Origin of the sequence: Streptomyces sp. LN549 (assembly GCF_043203805.1) — a bacterium.
In the GTDB taxonomy this organism is placed as follows: Bacteria; Actinomycetota; Actinomycetes; order Streptomycetales; family Streptomycetaceae; genus Streptomyces.
On sequence record NZ_JAZHRI010000002.1, the window covers coordinates 4,437,682 to 4,452,149 of the forward strand.

General features: G+C 68.4%; 17 protein-coding genes and 1 pseudogene. 11 read left to right on the top strand and 7 right to left on the bottom strand.

Going from position 1 to position 14,468, the window contains the following annotated elements; all coding sequences use genetic code 11:
* Window positions 1-107 precede the first annotated feature (107 nt).
* Window positions 108-1,226, bottom strand: coding sequence for a peptidoglycan bridge formation glycyltransferase FemA/FemB family protein (locus tag SH922_RS19935; protein ID WP_350988355.1), 1,119 nt, complete (start codon window positions 1,224-1,226; stop codon window positions 108-110).
* A 188-nt stretch (window positions 1,227-1,414) separates the two neighbouring features.
* On the bottom strand, window positions 1,415-1,735 hold the full coding sequence (locus SH922_RS19940) for a hypothetical protein (protein WP_393059281.1): 321 nt from the start codon (window positions 1,733-1,735) through the stop codon (window positions 1,415-1,417).
* Window positions 1,736-2,014: 279 nt separating this feature from the next.
* Here SH922_RS19940 and rpsF point away from each other — a divergent pair, with 279 nt between their 5' ends.
* The 4 genes from rpsF (at window position 2,015) to rplI (ending at window position 3,748) form a co-directional block, all read left to right on the top strand.
* Window positions 2,015-2,305 carry a 30S ribosomal protein S6 gene (gene rpsF / locus SH922_RS19945; protein ID WP_018101872.1) on the top strand — a complete coding sequence of 97 codons (291 nt, stop codon included), beginning with the start codon at window positions 2,015-2,017 and terminating at the stop codon, window positions 2,303-2,305.
* Between the two features lie 74 nt (window positions 2,306-2,379).
* Entirely contained in the window at window positions 2,380-3,003 is a 624-nt protein-coding gene (locus SH922_RS19950; RefSeq protein ID WP_393059282.1) for a single-stranded DNA-binding protein, read from the top strand.
* A gap of 43 nt (window positions 3,004-3,046) precedes the next feature.
* Window positions 3,047-3,283, top strand: a complete 237-nt coding sequence (gene rpsR, locus SH922_RS19955) for a 30S ribosomal protein S18 (protein ID WP_003967857.1) — start codon at window positions 3,047-3,049, stop codon at window positions 3,281-3,283.
* Window positions 3,284-3,301: 18 nt separating this feature from the next.
* On the top strand, window positions 3,302-3,748 hold the full coding sequence (rplI, locus tag SH922_RS19960; RefSeq protein WP_073733221.1) for a 50S ribosomal protein L9: 447 nt from the start codon (window positions 3,302-3,304) through the stop codon (window positions 3,746-3,748).
* A 106-nt stretch (window positions 3,749-3,854) separates the two neighbouring features.
* On the opposite strand, the gene SH922_RS19965 is transcribed toward rplI, so the two are convergent.
* The gene (locus SH922_RS19965) at window positions 3,855-5,192 is read right to left on the bottom strand and encodes an MATE family efflux transporter (protein ID WP_393059283.1); all 1,338 of its coding nucleotides are present in this window, start codon (window positions 5,190-5,192) and stop codon (window positions 3,855-3,857) included.
* Between the two features lie 459 nt (window positions 5,193-5,651).
* Here SH922_RS19965 and dnaB point away from each other — a divergent pair, with 459 nt between their 5' ends.
* A complete protein-coding gene (gene dnaB / locus SH922_RS19970) occupies window positions 5,652-7,130 on the top strand; it encodes a replicative DNA helicase (RefSeq protein WP_393059284.1) in 1,479 nt (492 codons plus the stop codon).
* A gap of 147 nt (window positions 7,131-7,277) precedes the next feature.
* Window positions 7,278-7,607: pseudogene (locus SH922_RS19975) on the top strand (hypothetical protein); the annotation flags it as partial.
* 90 nt (window positions 7,608-7,697) lie between these two features.
* Here SH922_RS19975 and SH922_RS19980 read toward each other — a convergent pair.
* A complete protein-coding gene (locus SH922_RS19980) occupies window positions 7,698-8,144 on the bottom strand; it encodes a MarR family winged helix-turn-helix transcriptional regulator (RefSeq protein WP_393063629.1) in 447 nt (148 codons plus the stop codon).
* A gap of 90 nt (window positions 8,145-8,234) precedes the next feature.
* Here SH922_RS19980 and SH922_RS19985 point away from each other — a divergent pair, with 90 nt between their 5' ends.
* The 5 genes from SH922_RS19985 (at window position 8,235) to SH922_RS20005 (ending at window position 12,168) form a co-directional block, all read left to right on the top strand.
* Window positions 8,235-8,969: an SgcJ/EcaC family oxidoreductase gene (locus SH922_RS19985; protein WP_393059285.1), complete on the top strand. Its 735-nt coding sequence runs from the start codon at window positions 8,235-8,237 to the stop codon at window positions 8,967-8,969.
* Window positions 8,966-9,538 (top strand): SgcJ/EcaC family oxidoreductase, encoded by a 573-nt coding sequence (locus SH922_RS19990; protein ID WP_393059286.1) that lies wholly within the window; start codon window positions 8,966-8,968, stop codon window positions 9,536-9,538. Before SH922_RS19985 ends, SH922_RS19990 begins: the two co-directional genes overlap by 4 nt.
* Before the next feature lie 12 nt (window positions 9,539-9,550).
* Window positions 9,551-10,330: an SDR family NAD(P)-dependent oxidoreductase gene (locus SH922_RS19995; protein WP_393059287.1), complete on the top strand. Its 780-nt coding sequence runs from the start codon at window positions 9,551-9,553 to the stop codon at window positions 10,328-10,330.
* 142 nt (window positions 10,331-10,472) lie between these two features.
* The gene (locus SH922_RS20000) at window positions 10,473-10,802 is read left to right on the top strand and encodes a hypothetical protein (RefSeq protein WP_393059288.1); all 330 of its coding nucleotides are present in this window, start codon (window positions 10,473-10,475) and stop codon (window positions 10,800-10,802) included.
* A complete protein-coding gene (locus SH922_RS20005) occupies window positions 10,786-12,168 on the top strand; it encodes a serine hydrolase domain-containing protein (RefSeq protein WP_393059289.1) in 1,383 nt (460 codons plus the stop codon). The genes SH922_RS20000 and SH922_RS20005 overlap by 17 nt, the downstream gene beginning before the upstream one ends.
* Window positions 12,169-12,237: 69 nt before the next feature.
* Here the strand turns inward: SH922_RS20005 and SH922_RS20010 are convergent, their stop codons facing one another.
* From SH922_RS20010 to SH922_RS20020, 3 genes are read right to left on the bottom strand one after another with little or no spacing between them, the layout of a single operon-like run.
* Window positions 12,238-13,401: a winged helix DNA-binding domain-containing protein gene (locus SH922_RS20010; RefSeq protein WP_393059290.1), complete on the bottom strand. Its 1,164-nt coding sequence runs from the start codon at window positions 13,399-13,401 to the stop codon at window positions 12,238-12,240.
* A gap of 44 nt (window positions 13,402-13,445) precedes the next feature.
* Window positions 13,446-13,898 (bottom strand): GNAT family N-acetyltransferase, encoded by a 453-nt coding sequence (locus SH922_RS20015; protein WP_393059291.1) that lies wholly within the window; start codon window positions 13,896-13,898, stop codon window positions 13,446-13,448.
* A 38-nt stretch (window positions 13,899-13,936) separates the two neighbouring features.
* On the bottom strand, window positions 13,937-14,395 hold the full coding sequence (locus SH922_RS20020; protein WP_393059292.1) for a MarR family winged helix-turn-helix transcriptional regulator: 459 nt from the start codon (window positions 14,393-14,395) through the stop codon (window positions 13,937-13,939).
* Window positions 14,396-14,468: the final 73 nt, after the last annotated feature.

Sequence of the window (14,468 nt, forward strand, 5' to 3'; positions counted from 1 at the left end):
TGCGGTGGTGTCAGAGGAGTGCGGAGCTTCCGGAACAGCTTCCGGAAGAGCCCATTGAAACGAATGAAGCCGGTTTCGTCAGCCTTGCGCGGCGGAACAGCGGCCGGTCAGCGGCGGGACATGTAGATGTCGAGCGCCTTGTGCAGCAGCTTGTTGAGCGGGAAGTCCCACTCACCGAGGTACTCCGCGGCCTGGCCGCCGGTGCCCACCTTGAACTGGATCAGGCCGAAGAGGTGATCGGTCTCGTCCAGCGAGTCGGAGATGCCGCGCAGGTCGTAGACGGTGGCGCCCATCGCGTACGCGTCGCGCAGCATCCGCCACTGCATCGCGTTCGAGGGGCGGACCTCGCGCTTGTGGTTGGCCGAGGCGCCGTAGGAGTACCAGACGTGCCCGCCCACGATCAGCATGGTCGCGGCCGCGACGTTCTCGCCCTCGTGGCGGGCGAAGTAGAGCCGCATCCGGTTGGGGTCCTCGTTGTTGAGGGCCGTCCACATGCGCTGGAAGTAGCCGAGCGGACGCGGCCGGAAGTGGTCGCGCTCCGCCGTGATCTCGTACAGCCGCTGCCACTCGGCGAGCTCCGCGTAGCTGCCCTGGACGACCTCGACACCGGCCTTCTCGGCCTTCTTGATGTTGCGCCGCCAGAGCTGGTTGAAGCCCTTGTGGACGTCTTCGAGGGAGCGGTTCGCCAGCGGCACCTGGAAGATGTAGCGGGGCTGTACGTCACCGAATCCGGCGCCGCCGTCCTCGCCCTGCTGCCAGCCCATCTTCCGCAGCCGGTCGGCTACCTCGAAGGCGCGGGGTTCGATGTGGGTGGCCTCGACGTCGCGCAGACGCTTCACGTCCGGGTCCTGGATGCCGGCCTTGATGGCGGTGGCGTCCCAGCGGCGGATCACGACGGGCGGGCCCATCTTCACCGAGAAGGCACCCTGCTGCTTGAGGTGCGCCAGCATCGGCTGCAGCCAGTCGTTCAGGTTGGGGGCGTACCAGTTGATGACCGGGCCCTCGGGCAGATACGCGAGGTATCGCTTGATCTTGGGCAGCTGCCGGTAGAGCACCAGACCGGCGCCGACGAGCTGCCCGCCCTTGTCGAACCAGCCCAGACTCTCCGAGCGCCACTCGGCCTTCACATCCGCCCATGCCGGGACCTGCATGTGACTGGCCGCGGGCAGACTCTGGATGTACGCCAGATGCTGCTCTCGGCTGATGGTCCTCAGGGTCAGGCTCATGCGGGGCGCTCCTCGGCAGGTGTGTCCCCATCGGTCAGGGGCTCCGGCTCTCGCGCCGAAGCCTACTGTGACCGGGAAGCGCGCGGTCTGGCCCCGTCGTACCCGTGCGGTCCCGGTACGGCGTAGGGGGCGGCCCCGTACGTGAACGGAGCCGCCCCGGAGGCTGCCGGGACGGTGCTGCGCCGCGGTCAGCTGATCACGCCGCCGAAGAGTCCGCCGTGGGCCATACCGAGGAAGAACCCGAGGCCGGCAGCGCCCATACCGACGAACAGCGGGAACCTCTCCCGTGTGGTCGCGGAGATGTACAGCCCGTACCCACCCGTGAGGATTCCGACGAGTCCGGCCCACGAGCTGATCAGATGCAGGCTGTGGAACATCGCCGTCACGAACGCGAGGGCGCCGAGCACCACCGTCACGGCCACCAGAGTGTCCTGGAGGGGGTGGGGCCTGCCGTCCGTCGCGAAGAGGGAGACGGAAGAGCGGGAGCGGGATCGCATTGCTTGTGCCATGGAGTACCTCCTGGCCGAAAGGCGGCGCATCGTGGCGCCGCTCACACCCGATGTGTACAGATTGCGTCTCCTGACCACCGGATTTCAACCGGAAGCCTGTCTACGGGTACTCTGTACGGTCTGCACCGGTGTCTGCCCAGGCCAGCACAGTCAGCCCCTTCTCGACGGAGGGCGTTGTCAGTGGCGGCTGTTTTACTCGGAGACACTGTTGCTTACGCATCACGACCCTCCTGCCACGGAACGACCGTGGCCGCTGAGTCCAAAGGAGGTGGGTTCCACATGCGTCACTACGAGGTGATGGTCATCCTCGACCCCGATCTCGAGGAGCGAGCAGTCTCCCCGCTGATCGAGAACTTCCTCTCCGTCGTCCGTGAGGGCGAAGGAAAGGTTGAGAAGGTCGACACCTGGGGCCGTCGTCGGCTCGCTTACGAGATCAAGAAGAAGCCCGAGGGCATCTACTCGGTCATCGACCTGCAGGCCGAGCCTGCGGTCGTCAAGGAGCTCGACCGCCAGATGAACCTGAACGAGTCGGTCCTCCGGACCAAGGTCCTCCGTCCCGAGATCCACTGAGCTTCTAGCTCAGTGGTCATCGGGTTCGAGTAGCAGCAAGCAGCCAGAAGCAATCCCCGCCGAGAGGTTCATCCATGGCAGGCGAGACCGTCATCACGGTCGTCGGCAATCTCGTCGACGACCCCGAGCTGCGCTTCACCCCGTCCGGTGCGGCGGTCGCGAAGTTCCGCGTCGCGTCCACACCCCGCATCTTCGACCGGCAGACCAATGAGTGGAAGGACGGCGAAGGCCTGTTCCTCACCTGCTCGGTCTGGCGTCAGGCGGCGGAGAACGTCGCCGAGTCCCTCACGCGAGGCATGCGCGTTGTCGTGCAGGGCCGGCTGAAGCAGCGGTCGTACGAAGACCGCGAGGGCGTCAAGCGCACGGTCTACGAGCTGGACGTCGAGGAAGTCGGCCCCAGTCTCAAGAGCGCCACCGCCAAGGTCACCAAGACCACCGGTCGTGGTGGTCAGGGCGGCCAGGGCGGCCAGGGTGGATACGGCGGCGGTCAGCAGGGTGGCGGTAACTGGGGCGGCGGTCCCGGTGCTGGTGGCCAGCAGGGTGGTGGCGGCGCTCCCGCCGACGACCCGTGGGCCACGAGCGCGCCGGCCGGCGGCCAGCAGGGCGGGGGCCAGCAGAGCGGCGGAGGCGGTTGGGGCGGAAGCTCCGGCGGTTCCGGCGGTTCTGGCGGCGGCTACTCGGACGAGCCGCCCTTCTAGGGCAGCTCGTACCCCCACTTCTTGATCACACAGGAGAAACACCATGGCGAAGCCGCCTGTGCGCAAGCCTAAGAAGAAGGTCTGCGCGTTCTGCAAGGACAAGACCCAGTACGTGGACTACAAGGACACGAACATGCTGCGGAAGTTCATTTCCGACCGTGGCAAGATCCGTGCCCGCCGCGTCACCGGCAACTGCACGCAGCACCAGCGTGACGTCGCCACGGCTGTCAAGAACAGCCGTGAGATGGCGCTGCTGCCCTACACGTCCACCGCGCGATAAGGGAAGGGTGACCGAATCATGAAGATCATCCTCACCCACGAGGTCTCCGGCCTCGGTGCTGCTGGCGACGTCGTTGACGTCAAGGACGGGTACGCCCGTAACTACCTGGTTCCGCGTGGCTTTGCCATCCGCTGGACCAAGGGTGGCGAGAAGGACGTGGCGCAGATCCGCCGCGCCCGCAAGATCCACGAGATCGCCACGATCGAGCAGGCCAACGAGATCAAGTCCAAGCTCGAGGCCGTGAAGGTCCGTCTGGCCGTTCGCTCCGGCGACGCCGGCCGTCTCTTCGGCTCCGTCACCCCGGCTGACATCGCTTCGGCGATCAAGGCTGCCGGTGGCCCGGATGTCGACAAGCGTCGCGTTGAGCTCGGTTCGCCGATCAAGACGCTCGGCGGACACCAGGTGTCCGTGCGTCTGCACCCCGAGGTCGCTGCGAAGCTCGGCGTCGAGGTTGTTGCTGCCTGATTGGGCCGCACCTCAGCAGAACAGTGAAGGGCCGCACCCTCTGGGTGCGGCCCTTCGCCGTTGCCGGGTCGGCCTGTTTCACGTGAAACAGGCTGTTGTGACGGGCTCAGCGGGTTGCACCGGTGACCATCCACGCACCGGAACGGGCGCGAAGCCAGAGCGTTGCCATGCGGACGAGCATCATGAGGGCCATCGCACACCACAGCGCTGTCAGGCCGCCCCCGAGGACGGGAACCAGCAGGGCCACCGGGGCGAAGACAGCCAGGGTGATGACCATGGCCCAGGCCAGATAGGGTCCGTCCCCGGCGCCCATCAGGACGCCGTCCAGGACGAAGACGACCCCGGCGACCGGCTGGGTCAGGGCCACCACCAACAGGGCCGGGAGCAGCGCGTCCTGCACGGACTGATCGTTGGTGAAGAGCGGTACGAACAGGGGGCGTGCGAGAACGATAAGGGCTCCGAAGACGACGCCGGAGACGATGCCCCACTGCACCATACGGCGGCAGGCCTCGCGAGCGCCCTTGGTGTCACCCGCTCCAAGGTAGCGACCGATGATGGCTTGTCCTGCGATGGCGATGGCGTCCAGCGCGAAGGCCATCAGACTCCACAGCGACAGGATGATCTGGTGCGCGGCGATGTCGGTGTCGCCCAGCCGGGCGGCGACGGCGGTGGCGATGAGCAGGACGGCACGGAGCGACAACGTACGGACCAGGAGGGGGACGCCTGCCTGGGCGCTGGCCCTGATGCCTGCGATGTCGGGGCGCAGCGAGGCCCCGTGGCGCCGGGCGCCACGGACCACGACCACGAGATAGGCGATGGCCATCCCGACCTGAGCGATCACGGTGCCCCAGGCGGACCCTGCGATGCCGAGCCCGGCGCCGTAGACGAGGCCCGCGTTGAGGGCCGCATTGGCCGCGAATCCGCCGATGGCGACGTAGAGCGGGGTGCGGGTGTTCTGCAGGCCCCGAAGCACGCCGGTCGCGGCCATCACCACGAGCATCGCGGGGATTCCGAGGCTGGAGATCCGAAGATAGGTGGTGGCGTAAGGGGCTGCGGTGTCGGAGGCGCCGAAGGCCTCGACGAGCCAAGGGGCCAGGGGGAGAGTCAGGGCGATGACGGCAACGCCGAGCAGGATCGCCAGCCAGATGCCGTCCATGCCCTGGCGGATCGCTGAGGCCAGATCGCCGGCGCCGACCCGTCGGGCGACAGCTGCGGTGGTGGCGTAGGCGAGGAAGACGAAGATGCTCACGGCCGTCGTCAGCAAGGCTGCGGCAACGGCCAGACCGGCCAGTTGCGGAGTGCCGAGATGGCCGACGATGGCACTGTCGACCATCACGAAAAGGGGCTCGGCCACGAGCGCGCCGAAGGCGGGTACGGCGAGCGCGATGATCTCGCGGTCGTGCCGCCGACGACGAGACGGCGGGGTCGCCGGTGCCTGGATCATGGCAGTCAATCTAATCTTCCACAGGTAATAGATGCAAGCCTAAAGCGATCCTTACAATTACTGCGGGGTGGTGTTCTGGCATGTGCCGGTTGCCGGGATCTTGTGGCGACCTGGAAAGTTTTTCTCCCCCACAGCCCGTGTACGGAGTAACCGCAGGTCAGGGGGATGATGATGGCGTTGCTATGAGTTTGTCCACAGTGCTGTCCCCCGGTCCGTGCACAGGTTCTGTGGAGTTCTCCACAGCATCTGGTCCGTCGTCCACATGCCCTGTGGATAACCAGATTGGCTGACGCTTCCGGGACGCCTACCGTGGTCCGGCGCCCCCACCTCGTTTCGGCCCTGGAAACCCGCAGAACCCGACACACCGGAACCGGAGTCGGGCGTCCTGATTGTCGGTGCCGTGCCGTAAGAAAGAGTGGCACGGCTAGGTCCGCGGAGCGGACGGGAGGAGGTGGCCGGATGAGCATTTCCGAGCCTTTGGACGACCCCTGGGCCGACACCGGTCCCAGCGACCGTCTGCCTGTTTCCCGCCAGCGACGGGGCGAGGGCCGGGATCGCGGTGAGCAGCACGACCGAGGCCGGGAAGGCAACAGCTGGGAGGGCGGCTCCCCCGGTTTCGAGCGGGTCCCGCCCCAGGACCTCGACGCTGAACAATCCGTCCTCGGTGGCATGCTCCTGTCCAAGGACGCCATCGCCGACGTCGTAGAGATCATCAAGGGCCACGACTTCTATCGCCCCGCGCACGAGACCGTCTACCAGGCGATCCTCGACCTCTATGCCAAGGGCGAGCCGGCCGACCCGATCACGGTGGCGGCCGAACTGGTCAAGCGCGGCGAGATCACCAAGGTGGGCGGAGCCCCGTATCTGCACACCCTGGTCCAGTCGGTGCCGACCGCGGCCAACGCTTCGTACTACGCGGAGATCGTTCACGAGCGCGCCGTCCTGCGGCGACTCGTCGAGGCGGGCACAAAGATCACGCAGATGGGATACGCGGCCGACGGCGACGTGGACGACATCGTCAACTCCGCCCAGGCCGAGATCTATGCCGTCACCGAGCAGCGGACCAGTGAGGACTACCTACCGCTCGGCGACATCATGGAGGGCGCGCTCGACGAGATCGAGGCGATCGGTTCACGCAGCGGCGAGATGACCGGTGTGCCGACCGGATTCACCGACCTCGACGCCCTGACCAACGGCCTTCACCCTGGCCAGATGGTCGTCATCGCGGCCCGGCCTGCCATGGGTAAGTCCACCCTCGCCCTGGACTTCGCTCGCGCCTGCTCGATCAAGAGCAACCTGCCCAGCGTGATCTTCTCCCTCGAAATGGGGCGGAACGAGATCGCGATGCGACTGCTGTCCGCCGAGGCAAGGGTGGCGCTGCACCACATGCGCTCGGGCACCATGACGGACGAGGACTGGACGAGGCTGGCGCGGCGGATGCCCGATGTCTCGGCGGCCCCGCTCTACATCGACGACTCCCCGAACCTCTCCATGATGGAGATCCGGGCCAAGTGCCGCCGTCTCAAGCAGCGCAACGACCTCAAGCTCGTGGTCATCGACTACCTGCAGCTGATGCAGTCCGGTGGTTCGAAGCGTGCCGAGAGCCGTCAGCAGGAGGTCTCGGACATGTCCCGAAACCTCAAGCTGCTGGCCAAGGAACTCCAGCTGCCGGTCATCGCGCTCTCCCAGCTGAACCGTGGACCGGAACAGCGCACGGACAAGAAGCCGATGGTCTCCGACCTCCGTGAATCCGGATCGATTGAGCAGGATGCCGACATGGTGATCCTGCTGCACCGTGAGGACGCCTACGAGAAGGAGTCACCGCGTGCGGGAGAGGCGGACCTGATCGTGGCCAAGCACCGTAACGGTCCGACGGCGACGATTACCGTCGCCTTCCAGGGGCACTACTCGCGCTTCGTGGACATGGCGCAGACCTGATCGGGGACCGTGTAGGGTCTCAGATTTCGCTGCACAGTCTCACGCTCCGCTTCATATCGGCTGCACTTATGAATCGGCCGTGAGACAAGCAGGTCGGCGCGTCCACTCTTTCGGGCTGCTTGGTTCCAAGCTCAGGCGTCTGCTTTAGACAGCTGGTTCTACTTCGAGGTCGACGCCGAAGGCTGGGTGCTCCGGCGGGTCGAACTCGAAGGGCCTGAGCTGACCCCGATCGCAGCTGCCTCCCTCGCCGAGTGGCAGAGGGCCTACGACGCAGACCGCCTCGACGAGTACGACAGCAGATTCGGGATCACAGCCGAGCTGCCCGTCTCGGAATGGGAAGGTCACGCCCCCGAGCAACTTACCTTCGAGGAGTTCGCGGAAGTCCTGCCCGAGGACGGGCCCGGCACCCCTGGAAACGATCCGGGGTGCCGGGCCCGTCCGCTGCTGGGGCGCAGCTCCTGCTACTGCTCGCGGTGACGGCCGAAGAGACGCCGCGCGCCCACTAACCAAAACCGCCCGGTAGCGCCCGCCGCTCTTGGCAGAGCGCAACGGCGCCGCGTCGGCGCTTCAGCCGGCGTTGTGGGTGCGCAGCTGCGCGGCGGCTTCCTGGTAGGCGTCGGTGGCGCGGGTGAAGTAGTCGAAGAGGACTTCGAGCTGCTCGGGCGAGTAGCCCCTGAGGAGCTCGCCGATCCGCTGCCGGGCCGGGGCCATGACCCGGTCGAGGTCGGCGGGCTTGCCGATCGGTTCGACGATCACCTTGCGGCGGTCTCCGGGGTCCGGGGCCCGGCGCACGTAGCCGGCCTGTTCGAGGCGGTCGATGAGGCGGGTGGTCGGCCCGGTGGTGAGGCCGGTGCGGGTGCCGAGCTCGCCGGGGGTCATCGGGCCGGTCAGTTGAAGGATGTTCAGCGCGTAGAGGTCGGTGGCGCCGAGCTCGCAGGCCTTGGCGCTGGCATGGCCGTGCAGCATCACGGCGCTCAGGTAGCGGCGGTAGACCTCACTCGCATCGGATGGCACGGCAGGCGTTGACACGGGCTCCCTCATTCCCTAATCTCTTCCTCAACGAAGAGAAATCTTCAACGAAGTAACTTCTGCAAAGAAGTTATCATGGAAGGGGAGACCATGAGCGCCGTCACCACCACCGAGGCGACCGACCCGACGGGCGAGCCGACCGACCTGAAGGGCGACCCAACGAGCACCGGGAACGGCCGACGCACCAACCGTCGACGCACCGTCAAGCGCGCCCTCGGCATCACCGCTCTCACCCTCGCCGTCGCCGCGGCCGGCGGGTACTTCTGGCTGGACGCCACGTCCGACGTCCGCAACCTCGGCCAGACCGACTGCACCGCCGTCACCCCCGCCGTCACCGCCACCCCGGCCGGCACGCCCACCGCCGACGATCACCGTGCCGTCTGCGACACCATCCGCGCTCTCACCGACGCCTGGGGCCGGGGCGACGCCACCACGTACGGCGAGCAGTTCACCGTCGACGCCACCTACACCACCTACGTCGGCACCCACTACCAGGGCCGCCGCGACATCGCCGACGCCCACCGCGCCCTGTTCGACGGATTCGTCAAGGACACCAAGCTCGCCGACTCCTTCCTCGGCATCCGCTTCTACGGGCCGGACACCGCCGTCGTCACCAGCCGCGGCGACACCTACAAGGGCGGTACGCCCAAGAAGCCGTCCGAGCTGACCAAGACGCAGTCCTACACGCTGGTCCGCCAGAGCGACCAAAGCTGGCGCATCGCCGCCTTCCACAACACCCAGCGCCAGAACGTGATGGAGCGGCTCTCCTTCCTCTGGGACTCGGCGACCATGCCCGAGGCCGAGAAGTGACCGACCGGTTCCGCCCGCACACCGGCACCCCCCGCCTGCACGCCACCACCACCGCGCACCCCAACCCGGAGGACGACACCGTGACCGCCAACCACCACACCACCGCCCCCCGCCTGACCGACGCCGCCGCGATCCGCGCCCTGCTGGAGCGCGGCGCCGCAGCCTGGGCCGACGGCGACGGCACCGCGTACGGCGCCTGCTTCACCGAGGACGCCACCGACGTCACCTACGTCGGCACCGTCTACCACGGCGGCGACGAGATCGGCCGCGCTCACCAGGCCCTGTTCGACAGCTTCCTCAAGGGCACCCGGCTGATCCTCGACATCACCGACCTGCGCTTCTACGGCACCGACGCGGCCGTGGTCGTCACCCGCGGCGACGTCCGCAAGGGCGGCACCCCGGAGCAGGACGGCAAGCAGGGCAAGCTCGGCAAGCTCGCCACGTACACGGTGGTGCGCGAGGCCGACGGCCGGTGGCGGATCGCCGCCGTCCAGAAGACCCAGCGCAGGCCCCTGATGGAGGCCGCCTCCTTCCGCTTCCAGCCGGCCACCCGACCCGCCGCGAACTGAGACGCAGCCATCATGACCACCACCCAGCCGACCGCCGCGACAGCTCGGTCGTCCGACACCGCCCACCGCCCCACCGCCCTGGTCACCGGAGCCAGCGCCGGCATCGGCCGCGCCTTCGCCCGCCGCCTGGCCGCGAGCGGACACCGGGTGATCGCCGTCGCCCGGAACGAGGAGCGACTCCAAGCCCTGATGGCCGAACTCGGCCCCGGCCACGACCACCTGGCCGCCGACCTCGGCGACCCCGACGGCCTCCACAAGGCCACCCAACTCCTCGCCGACCGACGCGTCCACCTCCTGGTCAACAACGTGGGAACCGCCACCACCGGCCCTTTCGCCACGACCCCACTCACCCACGCCCACGAGATGCTGCGCCTCAACTGCGAGGCCCTCGTCACCCTCTCCCACGCCTTCCTCGCCCAGGCCCGCCCCGGCGACGCCCTGCTGAACGTCTCCTCCACCCTTGCCCACACCCCGCTGCCGGACCTCGCCGTCTACAGCGCCACCAAGGCGTTCGTCACCGCCTTCTCCGAGGCACTCTGGTCCGAGCACCGGGCATCCGGCATCCACGTCCTCGCGCTCTGCCCGGGCATGACCGCCACCGAGTCGCAGTCGCACGACGACGCACCGGCCGCCCTGGTGCAGACCCCCGAACAGGTCGTCGCCACCGCCCTACGCGCCCTGCATCGCCGCAGCCGCCCCACGGTCGTGCCCGGCACGGCCAACCGCCTCCTCCTCGCCGCCGCCCGCACCCTCCCCCGCCACCGCATCCTCACCACCCTCGCCCGCACCTGAACCACCCGCACAAACGCGAAACAGGCCGGTCTCCGAGCAGCCCAAGACACCGCCCGAGCGGAAGTCCGGCAGGCCGCCGCGGAGGCGACGGCACCATCTCAGGGCGCTCCCCTACCGCTGCTCGAGGGACGCATGGACGGGGATGAACGACGCGCCGGCCGACGGGCTCGCCGACGTCACCTACTGGGGCGGCCGGTACGAGGACGACGCGCATGCGCAGTTGGGTGGCGAGCGGATCGCGCAGTACGGCGCCGACGGACCGCACGGCTGGCTCGACCTTCCGCTGGCCGAGGCAGCCGCACGCGCGGCCGAACTCACCGCCTGGCGCGACCGATTCCACGGCAAGGGCCTCATGGTCTCGATCGAGAAGCGCACCGACTTCCACCGTGGGGTCTCGGACTCCGGTGCGGGGAAATGGAGTCGCCATGCGTCGGTGCGGGAGGTAGTTGTTGACGATGACTTCTCCTGCTGAACAATTGCTCCCGGGTACACAGCGCGCTCTGCTGCACCGCATCGCCACCGCCCAGTCCGAAGGGCGTTCACCTTCCATGGTCGCTGCCGTGCAACGGCAGGGTCAGGTCGTCTGGAACGGCTCCCGCAGCTGTGTCGACGGCCATGCCCCGGATGCCGATACACAGTTCAGGATCGGTTCCCTCACCAAGACGTTCACTGCCGTGCTGGTTCTGCGCCTGCGGGACGAAGGCCTGCTGGATCTGGGCGATCCCCTGGAGAAGCACCTGCCCGGTACGGGCGTGGGTGACGTCACCATTCATCAGTTGCTCGGCCACAGTGCGGGGCTCGGCGCCGAGTCGCCAGCGCCTTGGTGGGAGCGGACGCCTGGCAGTCTGCGTCCCGGCCTTGTGGATGTGCTCGGCGATCAGAGCAGGATGCACCCTCCCGGCCGTCGGCATCACTACTCCAACCCGGGCTACACACTGCTCGGAGCGCTGATCGAAGCGGCGCGCGGAGCGTCGTGGGCAGAGGTGCTGCGGAGCGAGGTGCTGGAGCCACTGGGCATGCACCGGACGAGCCCGCAGGCGCAGGCCCCGCACGCCGGCGGCTGGGCCGTCCATCCGTGGGCGGACGTCATGCTGCCCGAACCGGCTGAGGACCTCGGTCTTATGGCGCCAGCCGGCCAGCTCTGGTCCACCACCGCCGACCTTCTGCGCTTCGCCGCCTTCCTTGCCGAAGGAGACGACCGGGTGCTCGCGGCCGCGTCCGTGGCAGAGATGAAGGAGCCGGCGTCACCGCCCGAGTCGGGGGACTGGGACGGCCATTACGGCCTGGGCCTACAGGTGGTCCGGAGGAAGGGGCGCACACTCATCGGACACACGGGGTCCCTTCCCGGCTTCCTGGCGGCGCTCTGGTTCAGTGCCGAGGACGATGTGGCTGTTGTCGCGTTCGCCAACGTCACGTCCGGGGTGATGATCGGTGAGGTGGCTGCCGAACTCGTGGACATCGTCGCCGAGTCCGAACCCCGCATCCCGGAGCCGTGGCGCCCGCTGCCCGAGGTGGATGCGGAGCTTCTGGCACTGACAGGCCCTTGGCACTGGGGGACGCGTACGAACATCCTGCGGCTGACTCCCGATCGCGGGCTGGAGTTGCGGCCCCTGAACGGTCAGGGCCGAGGTGCCCGGTTCAATGCCCGTCCGGACGGTACCTGGATCGGGCTGGACGGTTACTACGCGGGGGAGACGCTGCGAGTTGTGCGGAACGACGACGGCAGCGTGAACCATCTGGATCTCGGTTCGTTCGTTTTCACGCGTGAGCCGTACGACCCCGCAGCGGCCGTTCCGGGTGGTGTGGACGCGGACGGTTGGCGCGGCCTGGAGGGTTGAGTGGCCCGGTGGTTGAGCTGCCCGGTGGGTTGAGCGGCCCGTTTCACGTGAAACGGCGCGACCTGCCGTTCAGGCCGTCAACTCCCTTTCCAGCGGCGTGCGGAAGCGCGGTGTGATCCGGGTCTCGCCCACCCAGTCCGCAAGCCGGGATGCCTCCGTCTCGATGGCGGCGGAGGCATCCCGGCCTGCGTCGGTGAGAAGCCGCCAGACCGGCTCGCCGTCGGCGCGCAGAGCCCAGCCGCCCACGATCCGGCCGTTCCACCACACGGTTGGGCCGGCGTTGCCGGAACGGTCGAAGAGCGCTGCCCGGTGTTCGGCAGGAAGGTGGAATCCGCGATCGGCCCACCCCATGGCGCTCGGGTCGAGCGCGGGCAACAGCGCGGCCCAGGGCTCGGGTGCCGGATCGGACCCGTGGTCCTGCGGCGCGACCCAGGCCGCGGCGCCGCTGTCGAGCCGTACCTCTTCCGCTCCTGCGGTTGCGAGCGCTTTGCGTACCTGGCCGAGCCCCCAGCCCGTCCACCACTTGAGGTCGCCCTCGGATGCGGGGCCGTACGAACGGAGCCAGTGCAGGGCCAACTCCGCCTGTGCCCCGGCGGTTTCCTGTGCCGGGCGGGGCGCGGACGCCGTCCAGCGGAACTGGCTGGAGGTCCAGGAGCCGCGTGGCCGGTCCCGGCGGATCCGTCCTTCGGCGGCCAGCACGCGGATGACCCGTGAGGCCACGCCCTGCACCGTCTCCTGCTTCTTTCCGGGGAAGACCGTGATCTTGGTGCGCAGGGCGGGAACGGCCGTGGAGAGCTCGCTGCCCGTGGCGGAACCCCGGGCGGCCACGGCCGCGAGGACGGACTTCTCGGCGCCGGCCAGCCACCGGTCGTCCAGCCCGTTGCCGTCCTCCGCCAGGTGCCTGAGAAGGGTCCGGCGTTCTTTGGCGGCGACGGCGCGCGCATTCGACGCCTCCACCCGTGGGGCCATCTCCGCCGACACGACGAACAGGGTGTTGCGCATGGAGAGCAGTCGGATCAGCGATACGTCCTCGTAGAGGTTCTTCTCCACGGCGGCGATGTCCGGCACGCGGAGCCGTGCGCACGCGGAGAGGAAGACGGTGGCCGCGTCGGTGGCGTGCAGGGCGACGACGGCGTCGGCCACGGCCACGGGGGACTCCGACCGCACCGAGGGGGCCAGCAGATGGCGACGGCCGATCCTGATGCGGCGCTGTTCGTCGCTGATGCGGTGCACAGTCGATCCCTTGGCAGTCGGGGCCGGGGGCAGAGGGTGAGCCGTCAGAGGGTGAGCTTGAAGCCCACATGGCTGGCCACGAAACCGAGCCGTTCGTAGAAGCGATGCGCGTCGGCCCGAGTCGCATCGGACGTCAGCTGGACCAACTGGCATTCCTGCCGCCGTGATTCATCCACGGCCCACTGGATCAGCTGCGTACCGAGACCGCTGCCGCGCTCGTCCGCGTGGACGCGGACGCCCTCGATCACCGACCGGGTCGAGCCGCGCCTGGAGAGGCCGGGGATCACGGTCAGCTGGAGCGTTCCGACGATGCGGTCCGCGCGTATGGCGACCATCACATGCTGATGGGGATCGTCGGCCAGCCGGTGGAACGCCGTGAGGTAGGGGGTGAGATCGTCCGGCGACTCGCGCTGGGCGCCCAGCGGATCGTCGGCGAGCATGGCCACGATCTCGGAGAGATCGCCGACGGCCGCAGGACGGATTTCCAGATCGCTCATGATCGGCAGCCTACGCCGCGACCCTGCGGCTGGGCCCTCTATGCGGGAACCTTCAGCTCCTCGACCGCTCGGACGAGTGGGACCAGTTCGGGGTTCTTCGCGGCCTCGTCCAGCGCGGCTCGCAGGGCGGTGTCATTGGTCGGCCGGGCCTCGGAGAGCAGCCTGAGGCCGGCTTCGGTGACATCGGTGTAGATGCCCCTTCGGTCGGTGTCGCAGAGATACCGGGTCAGCAGGCCCCGGTCCTCGAGGCGGGTGACCAGACGGGTGGTGGCGCTCTGGCTGAGCACGACGGCGTCGGCCACCTGCTTCATCTGAAGATGACCGCCCGGTCCGTTGTGCTGTCGGCTCAGGACGTCCAGCAGGGAGTACTCCCGCACGCTGAGGCCGTGCCCGGTCTGCAGGGCCCGCTCGATGTGGGCCTCGATCTTCCCGTGGAGCAGGGAGAGCGCGCACCAGCCCTGGGAAAGGGCGGTCAGTGCCGGGTCCGTCGCTGTCATGGGTCTCTCCTCCGTGCCGGAGTTGCTTGCGTCCAGGATAGGCGACGAGTGCAATAGCCCGCGCTTGCAATTA

Coding starts and splice junctions, on each gene's coding strand:
- SH922_RS19935 (WP_350988355.1), bottom strand. CDS start 1,226: ATGAGCCTGACCCTGAGGACCATCAGCCGAGAGCAGCATCTGGCGTAC.
- SH922_RS19940 (WP_393059281.1), bottom strand. CDS start 1,735: ATGGCACAAGCAATGCGATCCCGCTCCCGCTCTTCCGTCTCCCTCTTC.
- rpsF (WP_018101872.1), top strand. CDS start 2,015: ATGCGTCACTACGAGGTGATGGTCATCCTCGACCCCGATCTCGAGGAG.
- SH922_RS19950 (WP_393059282.1), top strand. CDS start 2,380: ATGGCAGGCGAGACCGTCATCACGGTCGTCGGCAATCTCGTCGACGAC.
- rpsR (WP_003967857.1), top strand. CDS start 3,047: ATGGCGAAGCCGCCTGTGCGCAAGCCTAAGAAGAAGGTCTGCGCGTTC.
- rplI (WP_073733221.1), top strand. CDS start 3,302: ATGAAGATCATCCTCACCCACGAGGTCTCCGGCCTCGGTGCTGCTGGC.
- SH922_RS19965 (WP_393059283.1), bottom strand. CDS start 5,192: ATGATCCAGGCACCGGCGACCCCGCCGTCTCGTCGTCGGCGGCACGAC.
- dnaB (WP_393059284.1), top strand. CDS start 5,652: ATGAGCATTTCCGAGCCTTTGGACGACCCCTGGGCCGACACCGGTCCC.
- SH922_RS19985 (WP_393059285.1), top strand. CDS start 8,235: ATGGAAGGGGAGACCATGAGCGCCGTCACCACCACCGAGGCGACCGAC.
- SH922_RS19995 (WP_393059287.1), top strand. CDS start 9,551: ATGACCACCACCCAGCCGACCGCCGCGACAGCTCGGTCGTCCGACACC.
- SH922_RS20000 (WP_393059288.1), top strand. CDS start 10,473: ATGAACGACGCGCCGGCCGACGGGCTCGCCGACGTCACCTACTGGGGC.
- SH922_RS20005 (WP_393059289.1), top strand. CDS start 10,786: ATGACTTCTCCTGCTGAACAATTGCTCCCGGGTACACAGCGCGCTCTG.
- SH922_RS20015 (WP_393059291.1), bottom strand. CDS start 13,898: ATGAGCGATCTGGAAATCCGTCCTGCGGCCGTCGGCGATCTCTCCGAG.
- SH922_RS20020 (WP_393059292.1), bottom strand. CDS start 14,395: ATGACAGCGACGGACCCGGCACTGACCGCCCTTTCCCAGGGCTGGTGC.